Source organism: Arthrobacter sp. TRD_SC_6, assembly GCF_055361185.1.
The window spans coordinates 1,255,610-1,276,628 of the sequence record NZ_CM143953.1 but is presented as its reverse complement, the minus strand read 5'-3'; the positions used below and the strand labels follow the sequence as shown (position 1 = coordinate 1,276,628).

General features: G+C 62.7%; 21 protein-coding genes. 10 read left to right on the top strand and 11 right to left on the bottom strand.

The annotated features are described in order from the left end of the window. Nucleotides 1-80: 80 nt before the first annotated feature. The gene (locus ACWA1U_RS06320; protein ID WP_463724495.1) at nucleotides 81-473 is read left to right on the top strand and encodes a DUF1304 domain-containing protein; all 393 of its coding nucleotides are present in this window, start codon (nucleotides 81-83) and stop codon (nucleotides 471-473) included. After that, nucleotides 474-1,010, top strand: coding sequence for a GNAT family N-acetyltransferase (locus ACWA1U_RS06315; protein WP_463724494.1), 537 nt, complete (start codon nucleotides 474-476; stop codon nucleotides 1,008-1,010). On the opposite strand, the gene ACWA1U_RS06310 is transcribed toward ACWA1U_RS06315, so the two are convergent. Together ACWA1U_RS06310 and ACWA1U_RS06305 are read right to left on the bottom strand one after the other, a co-directional pair. Next, on the bottom strand, nucleotides 947-1,495 hold the full coding sequence (locus tag ACWA1U_RS06310) for a DUF1990 family protein (RefSeq protein WP_463724493.1): 549 nt from the start codon (nucleotides 1,493-1,495) through the stop codon (nucleotides 947-949). The genes ACWA1U_RS06315 and ACWA1U_RS06310 overlap by 64 nt on opposite strands. Beyond that, the gene (locus ACWA1U_RS06305; RefSeq protein ID WP_463724492.1) at nucleotides 1,488-1,883 is read right to left on the bottom strand and encodes an MmcQ/YjbR family DNA-binding protein; all 396 of its coding nucleotides are present in this window, start codon (nucleotides 1,881-1,883) and stop codon (nucleotides 1,488-1,490) included. Before ACWA1U_RS06305 ends, ACWA1U_RS06310 begins: the two co-directional genes overlap by 8 nt. A gap of 59 nt (nucleotides 1,884-1,942) precedes the next feature. Between ACWA1U_RS06305 and ACWA1U_RS06300 the strand changes: the two genes are divergently transcribed. Next, nucleotides 1,943-2,770, top strand: a complete 828-nt coding sequence (locus ACWA1U_RS06300) for a DUF1206 domain-containing protein (RefSeq protein ID WP_463724491.1) — start codon at nucleotides 1,943-1,945, stop codon at nucleotides 2,768-2,770. Between the two features lie 3 nt (nucleotides 2,771-2,773). Here ACWA1U_RS06300 and ACWA1U_RS06295 read toward each other — a convergent pair whose 3' ends face one another. From ACWA1U_RS06295 to ACWA1U_RS06285, 3 genes are read right to left on the bottom strand one after another with little or no spacing between them, the layout of a single operon-like run. Beyond that, the gene (locus ACWA1U_RS06295; RefSeq protein WP_463724490.1) at nucleotides 2,774-3,199 is read right to left on the bottom strand and encodes a CoA-binding protein; all 426 of its coding nucleotides are present in this window, start codon (nucleotides 3,197-3,199) and stop codon (nucleotides 2,774-2,776) included. A gap of 15 nt (nucleotides 3,200-3,214) precedes the next feature. Beyond that, on the bottom strand, nucleotides 3,215-4,210 hold the full coding sequence (locus tag ACWA1U_RS06290) for a helix-turn-helix domain-containing protein (protein ID WP_463724489.1): 996 nt from the start codon (nucleotides 4,208-4,210) through the stop codon (nucleotides 3,215-3,217). 52 nt (nucleotides 4,211-4,262) lie between these two features. Continuing rightward, a complete protein-coding gene (locus ACWA1U_RS06285) occupies nucleotides 4,263-5,132 on the bottom strand; it encodes an NAD-dependent epimerase/dehydratase family protein (RefSeq protein ID WP_463724488.1) in 870 nt (289 codons plus the stop codon). Nucleotides 5,133-5,216: 84 nt separating this feature from the next. On the opposite strand from ACWA1U_RS06285, the gene ACWA1U_RS06280 reads away from it, so the two are divergent. Then, the gene (locus tag ACWA1U_RS06280) at nucleotides 5,217-6,341 is read left to right on the top strand and encodes a sugar-binding transcriptional regulator (protein WP_463724487.1); all 1,125 of its coding nucleotides are present in this window, start codon (nucleotides 5,217-5,219) and stop codon (nucleotides 6,339-6,341) included. Here the strand turns inward: ACWA1U_RS06280 and ACWA1U_RS06275 are convergent. From ACWA1U_RS06275 to ACWA1U_RS06260, 4 genes are all read right to left on the bottom strand, one after another. Continuing rightward, nucleotides 6,295-6,966: an aspartate/glutamate racemase family protein gene (locus ACWA1U_RS06275; protein ID WP_463724486.1), complete on the bottom strand. Its 672-nt coding sequence runs from the start codon at nucleotides 6,964-6,966 to the stop codon at nucleotides 6,295-6,297. The genes ACWA1U_RS06280 and ACWA1U_RS06275 overlap by 47 nt on opposite strands. 9 nt (nucleotides 6,967-6,975) lie before the next feature. Further along, nucleotides 6,976-7,884, bottom strand: a complete 909-nt coding sequence (locus tag ACWA1U_RS06270) for a carbohydrate ABC transporter permease (RefSeq protein ID WP_463724485.1) — start codon at nucleotides 7,882-7,884, stop codon at nucleotides 6,976-6,978. A 1-nt stretch (nucleotide 7,885) separates the two neighbouring features. Beyond that, entirely contained in the window at nucleotides 7,886-8,767 is an 882-nt protein-coding gene (locus ACWA1U_RS06265) for a carbohydrate ABC transporter permease (protein WP_463724484.1), read from the bottom strand. 66 nt (nucleotides 8,768-8,833) lie between these two features. Then, on the bottom strand, nucleotides 8,834-10,162 hold the full coding sequence (locus ACWA1U_RS06260) for an ABC transporter substrate-binding protein (RefSeq protein ID WP_463724483.1): 1,329 nt from the start codon (nucleotides 10,160-10,162) through the stop codon (nucleotides 8,834-8,836). A gap of 234 nt (nucleotides 10,163-10,396) precedes the next feature. Here ACWA1U_RS06260 and ACWA1U_RS06255 point away from each other — a divergent pair, with 234 nt between their 5' ends. The 3 genes from ACWA1U_RS06255 to ACWA1U_RS06245 are packed head-to-tail and all read left to right on the top strand — an operon-like array spanning nucleotide 10,397 to nucleotide 15,001. Beyond that, entirely contained in the window at nucleotides 10,397-12,385 is a 1,989-nt protein-coding gene (locus tag ACWA1U_RS06255) for a glycoside hydrolase family 127 protein (RefSeq protein ID WP_463724482.1), read from the top strand. Nucleotides 12,386-12,390: 5 nt separating this feature from the next. Continuing rightward, a complete protein-coding gene (locus ACWA1U_RS06250) occupies nucleotides 12,391-13,698 on the top strand; it encodes a RuBisCO large subunit C-terminal-like domain-containing protein (RefSeq protein WP_463724481.1) in 1,308 nt (435 codons plus the stop codon). Beyond that, nucleotides 13,691-15,001 (top strand): four-carbon acid sugar kinase family protein, encoded by a 1,311-nt coding sequence (locus ACWA1U_RS06245; protein WP_463724480.1) that lies wholly within the window; start codon nucleotides 13,691-13,693, stop codon nucleotides 14,999-15,001. Before ACWA1U_RS06250 ends, ACWA1U_RS06245 begins: the two co-directional genes overlap by 8 nt. Before the next feature lie 14 nt (nucleotides 15,002-15,015). Here ACWA1U_RS06245 and ACWA1U_RS06240 read toward each other — a convergent pair whose 3' ends face one another. Both ACWA1U_RS06240 and ACWA1U_RS06235 read right to left on the bottom strand, forming a co-directional pair. Then, nucleotides 15,016-17,934, bottom strand: a complete 2,919-nt coding sequence (locus tag ACWA1U_RS06240; protein ID WP_463724479.1) for a glycoside hydrolase family 2 TIM barrel-domain containing protein — start codon at nucleotides 17,932-17,934, stop codon at nucleotides 15,016-15,018. Between the two features lie 65 nt (nucleotides 17,935-17,999). Further along, a complete protein-coding gene (locus ACWA1U_RS06235; protein ID WP_463724478.1) occupies nucleotides 18,000-18,953 on the bottom strand; it encodes an aldo/keto reductase in 954 nt (317 codons plus the stop codon). A 139-nt stretch (nucleotides 18,954-19,092) separates the two neighbouring features. On the opposite strand from ACWA1U_RS06235, the gene ACWA1U_RS06230 reads away from it, so the two are divergent. Genes ACWA1U_RS06230 through ACWA1U_RS06220 form a run of 3 tightly spaced genes read left to right on the top strand, consistent with a single transcriptional unit; the run spans nucleotide 19,093 to nucleotide 20,883 of the window. Continuing rightward, on the top strand, nucleotides 19,093-19,245 hold the full coding sequence (locus ACWA1U_RS06230) for a hypothetical protein (protein ID WP_463724477.1): 153 nt from the start codon (nucleotides 19,093-19,095) through the stop codon (nucleotides 19,243-19,245). 10 nt (nucleotides 19,246-19,255) lie between these two features. Then, on the top strand, nucleotides 19,256-20,248 hold the full coding sequence (locus ACWA1U_RS06225) for a Rossmann-fold NAD(P)-binding domain-containing protein (RefSeq protein ID WP_463724476.1): 993 nt from the start codon (nucleotides 19,256-19,258) through the stop codon (nucleotides 20,246-20,248). A gap of 32 nt (nucleotides 20,249-20,280) precedes the next feature. Next, entirely contained in the window at nucleotides 20,281-20,883 is a 603-nt protein-coding gene (locus tag ACWA1U_RS06220) for a GNAT family N-acetyltransferase (protein ID WP_463724475.1), read from the top strand. Nucleotides 20,884-21,019: the final 136 nt, after the last annotated feature.

The following is a 21,019-nucleotide window of genomic DNA, read 5'->3' as shown; positions in this document are numbered from 1 at the left end:
GCTTGGACGTGCCTGAACCCTGTCCGGATCGTTACGAGCTCGAGGAGAGGTTGCCAGTGGCCAGCGGATAAGGTTGCCTCATGACAACGTTTCCGCTTATCAGTGCGCTGTTTGCTTTGATAGCGGCCCTGTTGCACGTCTATTTTTTTGTCCTGGAATCTGTTCGCTGGCGCCATCCATCGGTGTGGAGGAAGTTCGGTGTCCACTCCCAGGAGCACGCCGAAATCATGCAGCCGATGGCCTTCAACCAGGGTTTCTACAACCTGTTCCTTGCGGGCGGAGTGATTGTCGGGCTGGCACTTACCGGCACCCTGGCGGGGTACGGCATGATTGTCCTCGCGCTGGCCTCGATGGTGCTGGCCGCCGTCGTTCTGGTGTTGACCGTGCGCGGCCTTTGGATTGCGGCCCTGGTTCAGGGCGTACCACCGCTAATCGCGCTGCTCGGTCTGTTCTATCAAACGACGATCGCGTAGATGGTCACCCCGTTCGAGCTGAGTAGTGCACGTCTGAGCCTGGTTCCAATGCGCGCCTCCCACGTGACCTCCCTGGCCCGGGGGCTGCGTGACCCTTCATGGGCGGCTGACTTCCCGCAGCCGATGGACGTGGACTCAGCCCGTCATCTTCTCGAAGCCGGCCTACTGCACGACGGCGGCGCAGCCTTTGGGGTGTGGCTCATCGTGGAGCGGGGCACGGGTGTTGTGATTGGGACGGTCGGGTTTGACGGTCCGCCACAGGACGGCGTGGTGGGGGTCGCTTACGGGATCGTCCCGTCTCGCAGGCGCAACGGTTTCGCGCTGGAAGCTTTACGCTGCGTGACGGAGTATGCCCTGTCCCACCCGGGGGTGCTCATGGTTGAGGCGCATGCACAGTCTGAGGAGTCAGCCGGGGTGCTTCTCCGGGCCGGATACGAGGTGGTTGGTCCGCCGGGAGCGAGTACGGTGTTTCGCTATGACGGTGTGCGGGCCAGGCGACGCGCCGCCCGCAGGTACCCGCGGGTGGCCAGCCACTGACAGGTTCTGGCTATCGGCGCACCGAGCCGGTAGAACCAGTTCGAGTGGCGGCTGAACGCCCTCACCTCGAAGTACACCTGGCCATCGGCTGTGATCTCAGCGATGAAGGCTTCTTCCCCTGCCTCCGGGTGACCCGGCAGGGTGCCGTAGGCAAAACCCGCGCGGCGGGAGGCGCCGTCGTCGTCGTCGTTCGTGTTGGTCTCAGTCTGGATCTCCTCAACCCACACCACCCGGCAGGGCGCCTCCAGCCGGACGGCCCCGACGCCGAAGCCCACCACCACACGCCCGCCGACTACCGCCCGCTGGGCCGCTTTTACCCGCAACCCAGCGCCGCGATGAAGGTTGAATGTCATGATTCCGTCGGCGAGCTGGCGGAAAGCGATACCGCCCTGCCCGACCAGGATGCGATGCTGAAGCGGACGAAAACCAGCGGGCCACGCACCAGCCCTGGTGAGCCCGACTGTGGAGTACGTAAGCTCAGGCATCAGCGCCCCTTGCAAGCCTGGCCCAGCCGAGTGATTCCCTGTCCTTCCGGGGCAGGGAAGCGACTACGAGGTCATAGGAGTCTTCGATCATGTCTTTGAGCATCCCATCGGGGAGGGAACCGGTGCAGTCAACACCGTTCCAGTGGGTTTTGTTCATGTGATACGCACCCGTGATTTCACGGTGGGCCGCGCGCAACTGCTCAGCGAGTGCCGGCTCGCACTTGAGGCTCACCGAGAGCGCGGGGGCCTCAAGGTCTGACAGGGCGAACATCTTCGCCGGGCCGCCGGGTGCGCGCACCTTGAACACTGAAGCGTCAGGTCCGAAGGGGAAGTCCTCGAACGAACCCGGCATCGCGAGGCAGGTTTCCCGAAGCTGTACTGCATCCACACCACGAGCGTACTGCCAACCGGTGACACTATAGAGGGACCACATACCAAGGAGTGCACATGGGAGACCTCGGCCAGCAAGCGAGGAAGGTTGCTGACGGCGCTGAAGACGCCGCCGATTCGACGGCGTTCGAGACCGCTGCCCGGTTGGGTTTCGCAGCGAACGGCCTCATGCATATCGTGATCGGTTTCATTGCCATTGGTATCGCCATGGGCGGCGAGGGGGAAGCCGACCAGTCGGGTGCCATGGAACGCCTTGCCGCGCAGCCGGGTGGAGTGTTCCTGTTGTGGTTCGGCTTCATCGGGTGCCTGGCGCTGGCCCTGTTCCAGCTCAGTGAGGCAGCGTTCGCGTGGAATGAACGGGAATCCAAGGAGAAGTGGGGCCGAAAACTCAAGGCAATCGGGCAGGCCATTGCCTACGCTGCGATCGGAACGGGATTCGGGATCTACGCGCTTGGCGGATCGACGGACAGCGGGCAGACGACGCGGCAGTTCACCTCCTCCCTGATGGCGAATCCGGCCGGGGCAACCCTGCTCGTTGTGCTGGGCGCGGCCGTCATCGGGATCGGCGGTTACTACATCTACAAGGGTGCCAAGCGGAAATTTCTTGAGGACCTGCAGCGGACTCCCCGCCCGCCGTGGGGCACGGCCGTCAAGGTCACGGGCGCCGTCGGCTACTGCGCGAAGGGTGTTGCACTGGCAGTGCTTGGCCTGTTGTTCATTGTTGCGACGGTGAAGGCTGACCCCGAGGACTCAACCGGGATTGACGGCGCACTCAAGTCGCTCCAGGAACAGCCCTTCGGCGAGCTGATACTGGGAGTCATCGCTGTAGGGCTGATTGCCTACGGCGTCTACAGCATCGTGCGCGCTCCGCTGGAAAAGATGTAGCCGCTACAACCCGAGCCGTGGCGCTTCGATTGCCGGGCAGGCGTTCATGACGACGTTGAGCCCGGCGTCCGCGGCACGCTTGGCTGCTGCTTCATCGATCACCTCGAGCTGGAGCCATACAGCCTTGGCACCGATCGCAATCGCGTCGTCAACCACTGCGCCCACGCGTTGGCTGTTCACAAAGCAGTCGACGACGTCGATCTCACCCTGGCCGTCCCGCGCTTCCTGCAGCGTCTTGTAGCCGGTGCGGCCGTGAACCTCGTCCCCCTTCAGGCTCACGGGCACAATGTCCATGCCGAGCCGGTCGATGAGGAATTTGGACACGCCCACTGCCGGGCGGGCCGGGTTGCTCGAAAGCCCGACGACGGCCCAGCGGCCCGGCGTGGTCATCAGCTTCTGGATGGTCGCGGGATCATTCTGGTGGGGCATGGGTGCCTTTCAGCTTTAGACGGATGTCAGTTCGGTTGCGGGTTGTTTAGGTTCCGTGGTGGTTCCACGGAACGTTCGCCGGTAAGCGGCCGGGCTGGTGCCAAGTGCCCGCTGGAAATGGTGGCGCAGCAGCACCGCCTGACCGAAGCCCGTTTCGCGGGCGATGGCCTCGATGCTGAGATCGGTCTTTTCGAGCAGGCTCTGCGCGCGGAGGACACGCTGGGCAGTGAGCCAGGCGGCCGGCGTCGTACCCGTTTCTGCCTTGAAGCGGCGGGCGAAGGTGCGCTCGGACATGTGTGCGCGAACGGCGAGGGCACTGACCGAGTGCTCGAGGCTGAGGTTCGCGTCCATCCAGACGAGGACGTCCTCGAGGGTGTCGCACTCGACTACGGATACCGGGCGGTCGATGTACTGCGCTTGCCCTCCCGCCCGGTGCGGCGGGACGACCATGGATCTAGCGATGCTCGTTGCAGTGGCAGCGCCGAGCTCGGTGCGCACAAGGTGCAGGCAGGCATCGATTCCGGCAGCCGTGCCCGCGCTGGTGATGATGTTGCCGTCCTGGACGTAGAGGACGTTCTCGTCGACGGTGACTTCCGGGTACTTTCTCGCGAGCTGCTGCGAGTACATCCAGTGCGTTGCTGCACGTCGTCCGTTGAGCAGTCCAGCCTCGGCCAGTACAAACGCGCCGCTGCACACCGAGAGCACCCAGGCTCCACGGGCGTGGGCCGCTCGGAGCGCTTCGTGTACTTCGGGCGGGCAGGGAGAGTTGACCGTGTACGGCAGCATGAGCACGAGGTCAGCGGTCTCTGTTGCAGTCAGATCCTGTGTCACCTCGAGCGAGAAGCCAGTTTTGCCCGGCAACAGCCCGGGGTGGGGTGTGCAGACCCGGAAGTCGAAGTCGGGGACGCCATCCTGGCGGCCGGAGCGGTCGAGACCGAAAATCTCGCACGCCACGCCGAACTCGAAGGCGGCAACCGGCGGGAGGACAATCGCTGCGACGGACTGAAGCATGGAGCCAGTATGGCAGCATTTGAGCGAAAGGGTAAGATCCGCCAGACGGAGGCTAGCCCGTAACGCCTTCGTCTCGCTGCGCCGCGAACTCCCCGCGCCAGAGATGCTTCGCTTCAAATCCAAGGCGGTCACGAGCCTTGTCAACGGAAACCAACGTCTCAAACTCCCCGAGCCCTGGGCGGACGGGCACGCCAGGAAAGTGATGCGCGGCGAGCTCCGCCGTCGGAATAGCGCTGCCGGTGTCGGGGGCAGCGACGTCGTACACTTCGAAACCGGGTGCCGCGTGCTTCAACGCATGGGCAACGGCGGTGGCTCCATCCCGGGCGTCAATGTAACTGAAGAGCAGGTCGCGGCGGTAATCAGGGCTGGAAGCGCGCTCGAAGGTTCCGTACTCCCCCTCCCCCACCACATTCGTGAAGCGCAGGGAGGTGATGCTGAGCCCCTGCTCCCAGCGAACCAGCTCCGCCCACATCGCTTCCTCGGCAACCTTGCCGAGTCCGTAGGTGTTGTTGGCCCGGGTGGTTTCCTCGTCGATCGGGAGTAAGGCTGGCGGTTCATCAAAGGGGAAACCCATGGCGGTGATGCTTGAGGCGGTGACGATGGTCCGAATCCCGGCGCGCATTGCGGCGTGGACCACGTTGAAACTCACGATGACATTGTTCTGGAAAGTGGCGGCGTCGGGGACAAGCCCGTTCACGGGAATCGCGGCGAGGTGCACCACGGCGTCCAGTCCCTCATGGCGCGCGGTCACGCCGAGAAGACTGTCGAGCGTTTGTCCGTAATCGCTGAGGTCGACTTTGGTGAACCGGGCCCCAGCCGGCCCGGTGAGGTCCAGCCCAACAACATCATGGCCGTCTTCGAGCAGCCGGTGGACTGTTGCCTTGCCGAGCTTGCCAGAGCTGCCCGTTACGGCGATGCGCATATGATTCCTTGCGATAGGTTCAATGGTCGGTTGGATGGGTTGCATAAAGTATCAACTTCGCATGATGATACAATGAGGGCGGAAATGACTGGGGTTCGACTGGTGTCCGGTGGTGAAGAACCGGCTGGGGTCGGGCCCGCCGAACGGAGCACCGTGCAACCCTCCCGCCACACCAACCCCGTTGACGGCCAAGTGCGCCTGCTGACCAAGGTTGCCCGGATGTACCACGAGCGGAACGTCCGCCAGGCGGATATCGCATCTGCGTTGAACATTTCGCAGGCGAAGGTGTCCCGGCTGCTGAAGCGTGCGGCCGCGCAGGGAATTGTCCGCACCACGGTGATGGTCGCGCCTGGCGTCCACTCCGACCTTGAGGAGCGTCTGGAAGCGAAGTTCGGGCTGCTCGAGGCTGTGGTCGTTGACATCGAAAGCGACGACGATGAACGGGTGGTCCTCTCGGCGCTCGGCGCCGCGGCGGGTAGCTACCTTGAGGCCACTCTTGGCGGCGGAGACCGTATCGGCATCGCCTCGTGGAGCCAGACCCTGCTGGCAATGATTGACCGTATGCGGCCGTTCACCGTGCGTGGTGCCACGGAAGTAGTGCAGCTCCTCGGTGGAATCGGCACACCGGATGTTCAGAACCAGGCGCAGCGCCTGGTTGGCGAGTTTGCACGGATGCTCGCGGCGGAACCAATCTACGTTCCCGCGCCCGGCATCGTCGCGAGCCGCGAGATCAGGGACAGCCTGCTCAAGGACAGCGCTCTCACCGAAGTGACCCGCCGCTGGAAAGAACTTTCGATGGCGATCGTCGGCGTAGGAAGCGTTGTGCCATCGGAGCTGCTCGCGGAAAGCGGAAACGCCTTCTCTCCCGAGGACCTTGAGCGTCTCTCGGAGGCCAAGGCGGTGGGCGACATCTGCCACCACGTTTTCACCGCAGACGGTACCAGTGTCACCGGCGACCTTGCGTCCCGCACCATTTCCATTCCGGTCGAAGACTTTCTCGCCATCCCCCGCCGCATCGGAGTGGCGGGCGGGTTGAGGAAGCGTGAACCCATTCTCGGCGCCCTGACCGGTGGATGGATCAACGTGCTGGTCACGGACATTGACACAGCGAAAGCGCTGGCGGGCGGTGAAGGCGAGGTTCACGGTCGAGGGAACGGAGAAGTCAGCGGGGCACGGGAAGAGACTCAAGCAGTTCCCGCAGACGCCTGACGCCGGACTCCAGGCTGGTCAGCACAGGTACCTTGACCTCCACAATCTGGGCGGCGCTGGCCATTGATGCCTGAGCCAGAACAACAACGTCCGACGACGACGCCGCCTCCCTGATTGCCTCGGCTACCTTATGGTCGTGCTTCGCCCGGTCCCCTGCGGCGACAGCCGCGAAGGCGCCGTCAACCACGACGCTGCGCAGCTCCGGAGTGCGGCCGACGAGTTCGGCGCGCTCACGGATGAGACGGGAGGTAGGTTCACACGTGGTCGCAAGGGTGGCGAGCACGGTAATGCGGTTGCCGGTCAAAACGGCTTCGTCGGCCATAGCCTCATCAATGCGCAGGACCGGTATACCCACCTCCAACGACGTAGGCGCTGCGAGTTCTGAAATAGAGGAGCAGCTCAACATGATCGCCTCCGCCCCAGCCTCCCGTGCAGCCCTGGCCAGATCAGCAACGCGCAGGGGAACCGATGCGGAAACCCTGAGGTTGCCCAGGTCAGCAACAATCTTGTCGTCCAGGTAGTTGATGGCCGTGACCTCCGGGAGCTCCCGCTTCACCAGGTTCATGATCGGCTCGATCACCACCGCGCCGGTATGGATCAACGCTACGCGGGTACTTTCAGTCATGAGCGTTCCCTAACCCTTTACCGATCCTGCAGCCATGCCGGCCATGATCTTCTTGTTGAGGAATATGAATACAAGCAATAGCACCACGATGTTGATGCTGACGGCTGCGAAAAGCGGGCCGTACTGGGTTGACCCGAACTCGTCGCTAAGGCTCAGCAAGCCGACCTGAATAGTGGCGAGCTCCGGACGCGTGGTGAACGTCAACGCGATCAGCAGGTCATTCCACACGCTGAAGAACTGAACCAGGGCGACGGTAAGGATTGAGTTTCGCATCATTGGCAGCCCGATCGCGAAGAACGAGCGAAGCGGGCTTGAGCCGTCAACTGTTGCTGCCTCGAAGATCTCCCGCGGAACCGAACGGAAGTAGGCAGCCATCAGGAACGTGGTGAGGGGCAGTCCCATCACCGTGTAGGTGATGATCAGCGGCCACAGCGTGTCGGTCAGGCCAGCACGGAAGTAGATGGTGAAAAGCGGAACAAGGATCATCTGACCGGGCACCATGATGCCGGCAAGGATGTAGAGCAGCACCCCATTCCTGCCCTTCCAGATCATCACTTCCAGCGCATAACCCGCCGCGACACCGATCAGCACGATGAGCGCCACTGCGGGAAGTGTGACCGCGATGCTGTTGAGGTAGTTCTTGCCGACGTTGCCGTTGGTCAGCGCGGTTGTGTAGTTGCTGAAGTCCCACTGCTGGGGCAGGGACAGCGCTGGATTCGAGAGAAACTCGGCCTGCGTCTTGAAGGAGCCGAGAACCATCCACAGCTGCGGATAGAGCACGACGACGACGAGCACCGTCACCATGATCCAGACGGGTAGGCGCTTCAGGGAGCGCATTGCCCTGCGCTTCGCCGGACTCTGCCGGACCGGACGCTCAGGTGCTACGGGTGCACTGCGAACCGCTGTATGGGCAGTCATGTTAGTCCTCCACCTTGCGACGAGACGAGCGGAAGATGCCGAGTGTGAATACCAGGCATAGGAAGGTCAGGACGAGGGCTATGGTGCTGCCGTAGCCGTACTCCGCATATTCGAAGGCGGTGCGGTACATGTACAGGGTGAGCGGCGCGGTCGATGTTCCGGGCCCCCCGTTATTCAGTGCGAGCAGGCTGTCGAAGACCTTGAGCGTCGCGTTGAGGCTGAAAATGATCGAAGACAACAGGATGGGCAGGGATAGCGGAAGGACAATGTGCCGGACCAGGCGCAATCCACTGGCGCCGTCGAGCTTCGCGGACTCCAGGATCTCGTCGGGGATGTCCAGCAAACCGGCATAAAGCAGGATCGCGTAGAAACCCATCGAACCCCACAGCGTCATCACGATGGCGGTTGCCATAGTGCCGCTGGTGGTAGCCAGGAACTCCACGCTGTTCATGCCGAAGAGGTTCAGAAGATCATTGACCGGGCCCTGATTCTCACCGACCGCAACGAAGCTCTTGAAAAGGAGAGCGACAGCAACTGTGGGCAGGATGGCCGGGAAGAACACGATGGTGCGGAGGATTGCAGAACCCTTGCGCAGGACGAACACGTACAACAGGGCCAGCAGGTAGCCGAGGATGACCTGGCCGATGGTTGCGGTGATGGCGAACATCACGCTCACACCCAGCGACTGCAGTGCGGCCTGGTCGGTGAAGAAGGTGGTGAAGTTGTCAAACCCCACGAATTCGAAGCCGCGCAACGTATTGCCCTCGAAAAAGGAGAGCCCAAAGGACCAACCAACCGGAACGATCTTGAGCAGCGTGTAGAGCAGCAGCGCCGGCCCCAGCAGGATGAAGATCGTCTTGCGATCCCCGAACACTGAGTTCATGGTTGAAACCCTTTCTTCGCGGGAACCGGCCAGGCCATCACGGAGGACAGCCTGGCCGGAACGAATTTACTTGGCGGCGTCGATGCTTTCCTGAAGCGCGGCCATGTAGTCCTCAGGTGACATTTCGCCACTTGTGAGGAGGGTGACGTTTGTGGATGCGAGCGAGTTGCTCTTGGGATCCATCAAGGCTTCGAACCAGAGCACCGGCTCCTCGAGCGCGGTGATTTTCTCCTGGATATTTGCCGTTGGCTCAGGAACCTCTGTGACCTCCGCGTTGACTTTGAAACCGGAGATGACGCCTGCTTCCTGCAATGCCTGCGCACCATAGTTCTCGGAGATGCAGGAGAGCCAATCGCCTACCTTCGGGCCGTACTGCTCTGCCGACATCGCCATGGCGGCTCCGGCGTTAGCGGCGTACTGTTCGATGGAGCCCGCGCCGCCGTCCACGCCTGGGAACGGCATGAAGCCAACGTTCTCTGCACCGATGGTGTTGCGCTCCGGATCATTGATCGCGCCGAGCAGCCAACTGCCGTCATAGGTCATGGCTGCTTCTCCGGTCAGGAAAAGGTTGGTCGAAGTGTCAGGGTCGCGTGTGGAGAATCCATCCCCAAAGTGACCGGCAGCAGCCATATCGGCGAGCGCCTGCGCACCCGCTACATACTCGGGGTCGGTCAGCTTGGCGCTGCCGTCCTGCACTTTCTGGAAGGCGTCCGGGCCGACATTGCGGAAAATGTGCATGCCCATGAGTCGCGTCAGGGGCCATCCTGCAGCACCGGCCTGCGTTGTGGGAATGACTCCCGCATCAGCAAGCGTTGCGTTGGCTTCAACCAGCTCATCCCAGGTCTGTGGCTCCTCGATGCCGTTGTCGGCGAAGATCTGCTTGTTGTACCAGATTCCTTCAATGTTGTACTGGTATGGCAGGGACACCATGCCGCCGTACACGCTCTGCACTGTTTCGGCAGCGCCCGGGAGGACGTTCTCCCAGACCCCGAGTTCCTCCAGCGCGGACTGGTAATCAAGGACCAGTTCATTGCTGCCCAGGTCCCCATCCGGGCGGACCATAGCGGTACCGGCGATGAAGTGGGCGGGCAGCGCACCCTGACCTGCAAGGAGGGTTACCTTCTGCACAGTGTCAGCCTGAGCAACCTTCTGGTGCTCAAGCGGAAGGGCCTCGTTCTCCGCGGCGCAGGCGCCTTCGGCAAGTGCATCAAGCTGCTCTTCGAGAACTGCGTTCTCATTGGCAGTAAGAACGGTGAAAGTTTCGGGATCGGAGCCCGCGGCTGCTTCCTCTCCGGCTTCCTGTGATCCACCACCACCACCGCACGCGGCGAGCGGGGTGAGCGTGGCTAATACAAAGGCCGTTGCCATCATTTTGCGGCTTCGGGTTGTCTTCATGGCGTCCTCCTTGACGACTGCTTCCGGTGAGTGCAGTTGAACCGTTTCATCCCCTGGCCATTCTCCACCATTGTGTTCTAAGTCACCAGTGAGAGAATATTCAGGTTCGGCGTTCGAGTTGAGCGTATCACGATTCCTGACTGTTTTGAATATTCATTCAAGTTTGCGAGAATACTCATATGGCCATCCCGGGCATCCACCCGAGAACATCATCGACAATGAGGACGACACGCCATGAAGACAGATATATTGCCGCGTCAACGCGATGTACTCACTGCGCTTGCAGCCCCGAATATTGCCTGGACCCAGGGCTTCTGGGGTGACACCCTCGAACGGACGCGTGCGGTAACCGTGCCTGGTATCTGGCGATCACTCAGCGATCCAGCGGTCAGTCCTGGCTGGCGCAACTTCCTCATTGCATCCGGAGAAGCGGATGGCGAACACGAGGGCCCCCCTTTCCTGGACGGCGATCTCTATAAATGGCTGGAGGCTGCAATCAGCCTGCTGGAAACGGCACCCAACCCGGACCTGGAAGCCGAACTCGAGCAGATTGCCAAGCGGATAGCCTCGGTCCAGCGGGAAGACGGTTACCTTCACACCCCCACCACCATTGCGGAGCGCAACGAAGTGGCAGCAACCGCTTTAGCGGACCGCTATAACTTCGAAACCTACAACCTTGGCCACCTGATGACCCTCGGCGCCCGCCATCACCGGGTTACGCGGAGCACCGTTCTGCTGGACGCTGCACAGAAAGCAGCAGGCTTCCTGGAGAACCTTGCCGAGAACCACGCCGATGAACTGGCCCGGAGCGCAATCTGCCCGTCCCATTACATGGGGGTTATTGACCTCTACCGGGAAACCGGCAACGAACGCTACCTTCGCCTGGCCGAAGCTTTCGTGGCCGTACGCGACAACTTCGCAGGTGGGGACGACAACCAGGACCGCATACCGGTGCGGGAGCAGAGAGTGGCAGCCGGTCACGCTGTGCGCGCAAATTACCTCTATGCCGGCCTTGCCGATCTCGTATCTGAGACCGGAGACGCGGAACTGGAAAATGTTCTTGCGGGATTATGGGCCGACGTCGTCGACACGAAGCTCTACCTGACCGGTGGTTGTGGCGCCCTGTACGACGGCGCCTCTCCGGATGGAAATCCGTGGCAGCGCGAAATCAGCCGCGTACACCAGGCCTACGGACGTGCATTCCAGCTGCCGAACACGACGGCGCACAACGAATCGTGCGCGAACATCGGCATGATTTTCTGGAGCGAACGCATGCTGGCGTTGACCGGTGATGCCCGGTACGCCGAGGTCATTGAGCGCATCGTATATAACAGCCTGCTCGCCAGCATCAGTCTTGACGGAAAACGCTTCTTCTACACGAACCCACTCCGTCAGGTCCGCGACCTTCCGTTCCCGCTTCGCATGCCCGGCGAAACCGCAATGAGGCCGGTACCTGACCCGCCGCCGTCGGATGCCCGTCTGCGTGCGGAGTATCTGAGCTGCTTCTGCTGCCCGCCGAACATCGCCCGCGTTCTAGCGCAGTTGCACGAGCGGGCGGTTTCAACCTCCGACGACGGCCTGTGGATCCACCTCTACGGTAGTGCGGAGATCTCCGCCGAACGTGGCGGGTGCAGCCTCACGCTGCGCCAGGAAACCGACCAACCCTGGGGTGAGCGTGTGGATTTCACAGTCACCGCAGCGGCAGGCGGCGGGTTGCCGCTCAAGCTGCGCATCCCTGTCTGGAGCGACGGTGCCGGCCTGACGGTCAACGGTGAAGCGGTGGAGGTTGCAGAACCGGGCAGCTACACCACGATCACCCGGGAGTGGAGAGACGGCGACACAGTCACCCTGACGTTGCCGATGCAAGTCAGGGTTGTGCGCGGGAACCGTCTCGCGGAGGAGATTTCCAATCAGGTAGCCGTTACCCGTGGCCCATTGGTCTATTGCGTCGAGGGCCAGGACCTGCCCGAAGGCGTCCGGTTGGAACAGGTCGCGCTGCGACGGGGTGTCAGACCGACGCCGGTGGAGACCGAGCTTGGGGGGCGCCGTATCGTGGCCCTCGAATGTGAGGCGATTGTCCTGCCGGTCGGCGATCGCGCCGAGCTTTACACCGATCTGGAAGAAGGTGCACTCCAGACCATCCCCGTACGTCTGATCCCCTACTTCGCGTGGGGCAACCGCGGGCCGTCGGAAATGTCCGTCTGGCTGCCGTTGGTGTGGTGAAAACAATGACCCAGACACTGCCCTCTGCCGGATCGGCCACCACCTCACCGCCGTCATCCTTGTCGCAGCATGTTGTCGCGACTTACTACATCGAAACTTCACTTGACCTGCAGCAGGCCGCGGAAGTGCTGGCCGGAGAGCAATCCACCGGCACCTTCGTCAAGGTCGCGCGGGAATCCGACGATCTGCGCGCGCAGTTCGCTGCACAGGTTGAAGAGTTGAAGGAAGTGGAGTTGGTCGGTTCGAGCTGCCTGCCGGGATCTGTGGGTGATCCTGTTTCGCGTCGGGCCGCGCGGGTCAAGCTTCGATTCCCATTGGCGAACTTTGGACCTTCCCTGCCCAACCTGCAGGCGGCTGTTGCGGGGAATCTGTTTGAGATCAAGGAGCTAGCGGCCATCAAGTTGGTTGACCTTGACCTTCCTCCTGCCTTCGCGGAGCGGTATCCCGGCCCTCAGTTCGGTGTGGAAGGCACCCGTCGGCTCATGTCCCGTCCTTCGGGGGCCATGATCGGCACAATAGTTAAACCCAGTATCGGCCTCTCCCCACAGGAACTTGCCGAAGTGGTGGCCGAACTGGTGGACGCAGGAGTGGACTTCATCAAGGACGATGAGCTGCAGGGGAACGGACCCCTCGCTCCGCTGGCCGAGCGTGTCAGGGCGGTGATGCCGGTACTTGAGCGGCACGCCGACCGCACCGGAGTGTTGCCCATGTACGCTTTCAACATCACTGATGACATCGGTCGTCTCGAGGCGAACCATGACCTTGTTGTAGAAGCGGGCGGAACCTGTGTGATGGCGTGCATCAACATGATCGGCCTGGCGGGAGTCGAATACCTGCGCCGTCACTCGACGGTTCCCATTCACGGTCACCGTGCCATGTTCGGTGCAGTGAGCCGGTCCGCGCAGCTGGGTTTCTCATTCCGGGCCTGGCAGAAAATGGCGCGCCTTTCCGGCGTCGATCATCTGCATACCAACGGCATCAGCAACAAGTTCTATGAGAGCGACGCCGAAGTGCTCGATTCAATCCAAGCGGTGCGTGAGCCGCTGCTCGGCCAACTTCCCACGGTGCCGGTCTTGTCTTCCGGCCAGTGGGCAGGGCTGGCCCATGCGACTCATGCCGCAATCGGTACGACAGATGTACTGGTGTTGGCCGGCGGCGGCATTCACGGCCACCCGGATGGTGCCTCTGCTGGAGTAGGCAGCATGCGGGCCGCCTGGGATTCGGCAGAGCGGGGTGAAACGGTTGAGAGCGCACTGGAATCCTCGGCCGCGTTCCGCCGTGCGGCGGAGATCTTCGGTACTCCGCGTGCCTGATCTACGGCTTGCGTTCTACGGAGACGACTTCACCGGCAGCGTTGACGTTCTCCTGCAGACAATGCGTGAGGGCTGGCGGAGCCGCCTGTTCCTCGGACTTCCGGACCAGGGCGAACTGGAGAGGGCAGCGAAGGAGTCCGACGCCGTTGGGATAGCGGGAATTTCCCGCTCCCTCCCGATGGAGCGGCTTGCCAGCGAGGTGCGGCCAGCGCTTGAATCCCTCGCCCTTCTCAAGCCCCACATCATTCAGTACAAGGTATGTTCGACGGCGGATTCCTCACCGGAGGTGGGAAACATTGGCCGGGTGATCGAGGTGGCCCGAGAGCTTTTCTCCCACGCCTGCTCTGTTCCCGTGCTTTTCGCGCAGCCTGATTTTGGCCGCTACACAAGCTTTGGACACCATTTCGCGGCCGACGACGGCGTGGTGTACCGCCTGGACCGGCAGCCCACCATGTCCCATCATCCGGTGACGCCCATGCACGAGTCCGAACTGGCGAAGCACCTCTCCAGGCAGACCCACCTGCCGATCGGCAGCCTGCATTTTACGGAGTACTCCGACGGCGCCGGCCTGGCTCGTGAACTTAAACAGCGTCCGGAGGCTGCAGTGGTGCTCGATGCGCTCTCCGATCAGCACATCACCCTTATTGGCGAAGCGGTGGTTACTGAGCTTTCAGGCCTCCCGAGATTTATCGTTGGGTCCGGTGGGTTGAGCAGGGGTATCGCCCGGGCGCTGCCCGCTTCCACGGGAGCGGCCGTCGATGCGGACCTGAACGACGACGGCCCGACCCTCGCGGTTTCAGGCAGCCGATCGCCGCAAACCAACCGGCAGGTGGGGGAAGCCGTCCGCCAGGGATGGACCGAAGTTGTGCTGCGGCTCGAGGATAAGCCGTTCGATTCCCAAGTTGCCGACATCGTGCTGAGTGAACTGGCAGCGGGACGCAGTGTCGTAGTGACCACCGGGGCGGACGCAAACTACGACGCAGGTTTGAATACTTCCCCTGTGGACACCGATCTGGTGGCTGTCATCGCGGCCCGGCTCGCCGCCGTCGTCGAATCTGCTCTTCGTGCCGGAGCCACCCGACGCGTGATCATCTGCGGCGGTGATACCTCGAGCAGGGTGGTTGGCCTCCTCGGAGCCCGGTCGCTGACGATTGCGGCGAACCCGATAGGCAACGTTGTTGTCTGCGCGGTCGCCTCCCGGAACGAGTGGCTCGACGGCGTGGAGGTTTTGCTGAAGGGCGGCCAGGTGGGTCCGGTGGACCTGTTCGAGCGTATCCGGGCGCTGCGCTCAGCTGCGGTTTAGCGCGGCCCGGGAAGTCAGATCGAAAACCGGACGCGCCAGGTGGTTCCCTCGCGGGGGATGCGGTATTCCTCGGGAAGCGCCGGGCCGCAGGCAGCCGAACCGATTCCCAACTGTGTATGGTCCACGTTCAGCCACACCCGGCCGGAATCAGCCAGCTGGTAGGGGCGGCGCGCGACCTCAAGCTCTTCGCTCGTCCACCGGCGTGCGGTGAAGCCGAAAACCGGGTCACCTTCGATGCGCAGTGTCGGGTGGTTCTCTCCGGACAGTTCCAGCCAGCGGGTATCCAAATGATTGCCGTTCTCCTGCGGGACCGGGTAGTGCACCTGCAGATCGTCGATGGTCGAGGAGAAACGACCGACTGCGGCAGCCTCCTGGGAGTCGATGTAAGATTCACCCGGCCCCCGTCCAAACCATTGGGCATAACGGTATTCCCCCGGTAGACCGAGCCGCAGCCCCAGCCGGGGCAACACGACATCCCGGTGTTGGTAGGGCGTGTCGGACCACGGGCCAGTGAACTCGACGTTGACTTCGAGTAGCAGGGAAGCATCATCTGCGGTCCAGTCGAACTGGTACTCAACCGCGTGTGGATGGGTCGCCGCAGCTAAGCGGCTCCGTACCCTGATGCGGTCCTGAAGCACCTCGACGGCGTCAGTGCGGTGCAGCATGCGGTCGATTCCGACCGCGAGCCACACGCCCGCCAGGTTATTCCGCCCGCCCTGTCCACGGTCATTCTCGGTGGGGGCGCGGTAAACATCGAGGGTTGGTCCATCGAGTTGCAGCGGCCCGAACCGGCTGAGCTTGCCGGTCGAATCGAATGCCGCGTCGCCGAGCCGGAGTGCGCCGTCGTCGTGTACTGGGTATCTGGACGGGCTGCTCCGGGGCAGGCTTTGATGGGCAACCAGGCCCTGCGACCGTGCCACCAGGTGTCCAGCCGGCGCCCAGTCGACGTCCCTTGCGAGGACCGCCTCAATAGTAAGCCACCACTCCCCCACGCCGTCGGTGTTCAGCACCGGGCGCGGCACAGTAACCGTGCCCCCTGCGACCACCCGCGGAACGTCAAGGGAACCGGATGCCTTCTCCTCGCCGTCGACGGTGAGGTGCCAGTGGAACGTGAGGTGATCGAGTGAGAGGGTGTCGTAATCGTTGAGGATTTCGATTGAATCGCCGACGGTCATCATGACCGGCTGCACCGCCGCCTTGAGCTCAGCGAGGCCCGGCGTCGCCGAACGGTCCGAGAAAACCAGCCCGTCCAGGCAGTAGCGCGCCCCGTTGGGGCGGTACGGGACGTCAGAGCCGTGCATGATGAACTCATTGCCGCGATCATCCTGATGGTTGAAGCCGTGGTCGATCCACTCCCAGACGAATCCCCCACAGAACCGCTTATGGGCCTTGAGGATGCGATGGTAATCGCTGAGTGATCCCGGGCCGTTACCCATCGCGTGGGCGTATTCGCACATGAGGAACGGGAGGGAGCGCCGGCGGGCGTCGTCGTCGTCGTTCACTGCCTCCGGGCGCGGATCTTCACCGCGGCCAATCTGTTCAAGTAACTCAAGCGAGGGGTACATGAGGGACGCGAAGTCCGAGTTGCGATAGCTGGGATCACGTTCGTAGTGGATGGGCCGCGACGGATCGCGGTCGCGGAGCCAGATCTCAAGAGCGCCGAAATTCTCACCGACCCAACTCTCATTGGCCATCGACCAGACGACGACGCTCGGGCGGTTCTTGTCCCGCTCCACCATGCGCCGGATCCGGTCGAGCATGGCCGGGAGCCACCGCGGATCAGCGGGCGGATTGCCTTCCCAGCCGGAGTAGATAAAACCGTGCGTTTCGAGATCGCACTCCTCGACTACCCAGAGCCCATACTCGTCGCAGAGGCGGAGGAACTCGGGGTGGGGCGGGTAGTGGCTGGTACGGACGGCATTGATGTTGTTCTGCTTCATCATCACGATGTCGCGGATCATAGTGTCGCGGTCTTGGGTGCGGCCGGTGTCAGGGTGGTGTTCGTGCCGGTTCACCCCGCGGAAGAAGACCTTCCGGCCGTTCACCAGCAGTTCGCCGTTGACGATGCTGACGGTCCGGAAGCCGACCCGCAGATGGATCGTCTCTCCGTCTGATTGCAACGTCCCGGAGTACAGGCGCGGTGACTCGGCGCTCCAGGGTTCCACCGGCACTGTGACGGTTTTCCCGGCGACCGTGCTGATGCCGAGTTCCGGAATCTCGATGGTGGCCGGCGCGGTAGTGTCGATACGAAGGGTTCCAAGGCCGGTCTCGGCGTCGTAGCCGGCGTGGATAAAGTGGTCGTCGATAGCGCCTGTTGGACGCTCCAGCAGCTCGACATCCCGGAAAATGCCCGGGAGCCACCACATGTCCTGGTCTTCCAGATATGTGCCGCTCGACCAGCGATGAACCCTGACCGCGAGGACGTTCTCACCGCTATGGACGGGGGCGTCAAACTCGAAGGGTAAGCGGCTGCCGGTCGAAAACCCCAGTTCCTCGCCGTTCAACCAGACCTTCGCACAGGAATCCACTCCCTGGAACCGGAGCACCCCGCCGGTCCAGTCCGCTGGGACGGTGAACTCGAGGCGGTAGTCGCCAGTTGGGTTTTCGGTTGGCACACGAGGTGGATCAAGCGGTATCGGCAAGGCGGTGTTTGTGTAGAGCGGCCCCTCCGCGGTTCCTAGAAGGGAGCGGGGTTGGCCGCCAGCCAGCGGGGTGACCTGCTCCAGTACCCAATGGGACGGGACGTCTACGCGGTCCCAGCTACCGTCGTCGAACCCCGACTCGATGAAAGCCGTGCCCGTACCGGCGGCCGTGGGCGACAGTCGGAAGCGCCAGGCTCCATTCAGGGTGATGCGGCGGGAATCACTGACGGCGTCGGCGCGCGGTGTGCGGCGACCAACACCAGGTGTAAAGGTCTCCCAGTATCCGGGCATCGAGGCTCCTGTTCGGAATACGAGCTGAGGCGGTTTGTCCGTGGCGCTGTCAGTCGGTGATGCCGTCAGTCTTTGATGTTGCTGGGCGGCGTGCCCAGCTTTTCGAAGTCTTCCCAGAACGACGGCGGCACCTCGGTGGTGCGCATCCGCTCCAGTTCTGCGATGCGTTTGGTCGACGAGATCCCGACGACTGTCGAGTCGACCAGCGGTGAACCGAGCGAGAAGTGGAGCGCGGCGGTCGGGAGGTCGATGCCGTGTTCGCTGCATAGCCCTTCCACCTGTGCCACCCAGGCGAGCAGTTCGGGCGGATTGTCCGTGTAGGCGTAATTGGCGCCGCTTGCTGAACCGCGTGCCAGCAGTCCGCCGCCAAAGGGAGCGGCATTGAAGACTCCCATGCCGCGTTGGACGGCATCTTCGATCAGGGGTGTGGCACTGCGGTCAACGAGGGTGAAGCGGTTGTGGGTGAGCAGCACATCGAACGCGCCGGTACTGACGAACTGGCGCATCAGGCTCACTGTGCCGGCGGCGATACCGATGGCGTCGACCAGCCCTTCGTCCTTGAGTTCGGTCATTCCCTCGATGGCTCCGCCGCGCCCTGCAGCTTCTTCGAAGGTGACCGAGTACGGGTCGTGGAGGTGCAGCAAGCTGATCCTGTCAACGCCGAGGCGTTCACAGCTTTCCTCGAACGAGCGGCGGACGCGGTCACGGTCGAAGCGTCCAGTGTCGGAGTCTGCGTCCGTCTTGGTGACGACGTCGCGCCCTGGAGCCGTGCCGTTCTGCGTGCGGGCAAGCCCCAACACCGCTTCGCTTCTGCCTTTTGCGTAGTTGTTCGAGGTGTCGACCAGTGCGTACGGTCCGTGCAGCATGGCAGTGGCGAGCTCGACGGCGTCGGCCTCTTCCTGGCTTCCCTGGCTGGTGCCGGCACCAAGAAAGGAGGTGCCGAGCGTGATGGGACTTGCTTTCAGGCCCGTCCCGCCGAGTGGCCGCGGGTCAGTGGGTTGTACGGCTTCGTTGGGCATGGCGGGCCTTCCGTGTGCGCTGGTTCAGTTGCATCGAACCCTACCGTGTTGGGCTTCGTCGGCAGCTACCTGATTCGGAGGTCCCAACCGCTACCAGTAGGGTCGGAGTGCGTACTGAACCAGCTCAGGGGGACTGACCGTGAACCACATCAACCTGCCTCTCGAGGCTTTAACCGGAGGCTTGGTTGCGGCGGTGGCGGGCCTGCAGCAAACGTTCATCCTGACCGGCGTGGTTGTGGCGTTGTTGGATATACCGCTGGCGTTTGCCGTCCGTCGCGGAATTCAAGAATAGGGAGAAGCGCATGCGTGCTGTTGTGTTGGGAGGCACCGGAGCTATCGGAGGCGCCACGGCGTTGAGGTTGGCGGAGTCGGGTTGGGCCGTGGACGTGACGGGTCGCGGTGCTGGAGCGATGCCGCCCGAGCTGGCTGCGGCGGGCGTGCGGTTTCACCAGGTTGAGCGGAGCGATGTGTCGGACATCGGGCAGCTGGTGGGGGACGGCGTCGAACTTTTGGTTGACCTGTTGGCGTACAAGGCCTCGCACGTACGCGCGCTGTTGCCTGTGATGTCGTCAGTTGGTTGCCCGGTTCTTATCTCGACCAGGGCGGTCTATGTTGATCCGTCCGGTCAGCACATCAACGGTGACGAACCGCCCCGGTTTCCGGTCCCGATTCCTGAAACCAACCCGACGTTGCAGCCCGCCAACGACGACGTCAATCCCTACACCCGCGAGGGCTACGCACCTTCCAAGGTTGCAGCCGAGGTTGCAGCACTGGATAGCGGCTTGCCGGTGACGATCATCCGGCCCTCCAAGGTTCAAGGCAGGTGGGCTCGCAATGCCCGTACTGAATCGTTTGTGGAGGCAATGCTGCGTGGCGAGGCTTCGATCAAGCTGGCTGAGGCGGGCCCGATTGACCATTTGACGGCTGCAGCAAACACGGCGGCACTGATTGAGACTGTGGCTGGGCAGCCCGGACAGCGCGTCCTCAACAGTGCCGATCCGGACGCTCCATCCGCCGAACAGATAGTCCGCGCGATTGGTGAGCGGCTGGAGTGGTCAGGTGGGCTTAAGCTGTTGGACTCCTCCCACCGGGACTCCTCACGTCTCGCCACCCTTCATCAGTCCGAGCCCCACCCCGACGAGGGCAATCATCCGTGGATGCAACGGCATCCGGTCGTGTTGGACACAACGGCCTCGGCCCGTCTCGGGTATGAGCCGGTAGGTACTGCATTGGAGCTGCTGGCCGGCGAGATCGACTGGGTGGCGGAGCGGGTCCGCCGGTTGAGTCGGGGGTGAGCGCGGGCTGTGGTTGCTGGCAGACTTCGAGGATGAACGGTTCTGTTCCTTCCTGGCCGGAGGTTGACCCCGCTGCGGGTGGCATTGTCCTGCGGCAGTTCGAACCGGAGGACGTGCACGCCGTCGTCGCACTTTCGCTCGATCCGTACGTTCCGCACATCGGCACTTTGCCGGCCTGCGCATCGCAGGGGCAGGCCCTCGACTGGTTGAAACGCCAACGGCAAAGGTACGACGACGGCATCGGCTTCTCTTTCGCCATCGCCGACCGGAAAACGGACGCATGCCTGGGCTTCATCGGGCTGACCATCCGAGAGTTGGATAAGGGACGGGCTCAGGCAGGTTATGGCGTTGTACCCGCTTTTCGGGGACGCGGTGTGGCGTCAGATGCCCTCAGCGCGCTGACAGAATTTGGTTGGGCAATCGAGCCCCTGCACAGGATCGAACTGTTGATCGAACCTTGGAACAAGGCCTCCGTGAGAACCGCTGACCGGGTTGGTTACGAGCGCGAAGGTCTCCTCAGAAGCCATCAGGAGATCGCGGGGGAACGACGCGACATGCTGCTTTTCGCGAAGATCCGAGATGCTGCTGACGTGGCGGCTGACGGTCAAGATTTGGGAGCATCAGAGGTTTCGTAGTGTGAAGAACCTGCTTGCGCCGTAAAGTGCTTGCATAGCCGAGGCAATGGCCTATGAAAGGCCTCGGCTGACTTCCAGATTTCGTGCGTTTGGCCCAGTTCACCGCAGCCCTGCTACTTCTCACTGGCTGCGGTAC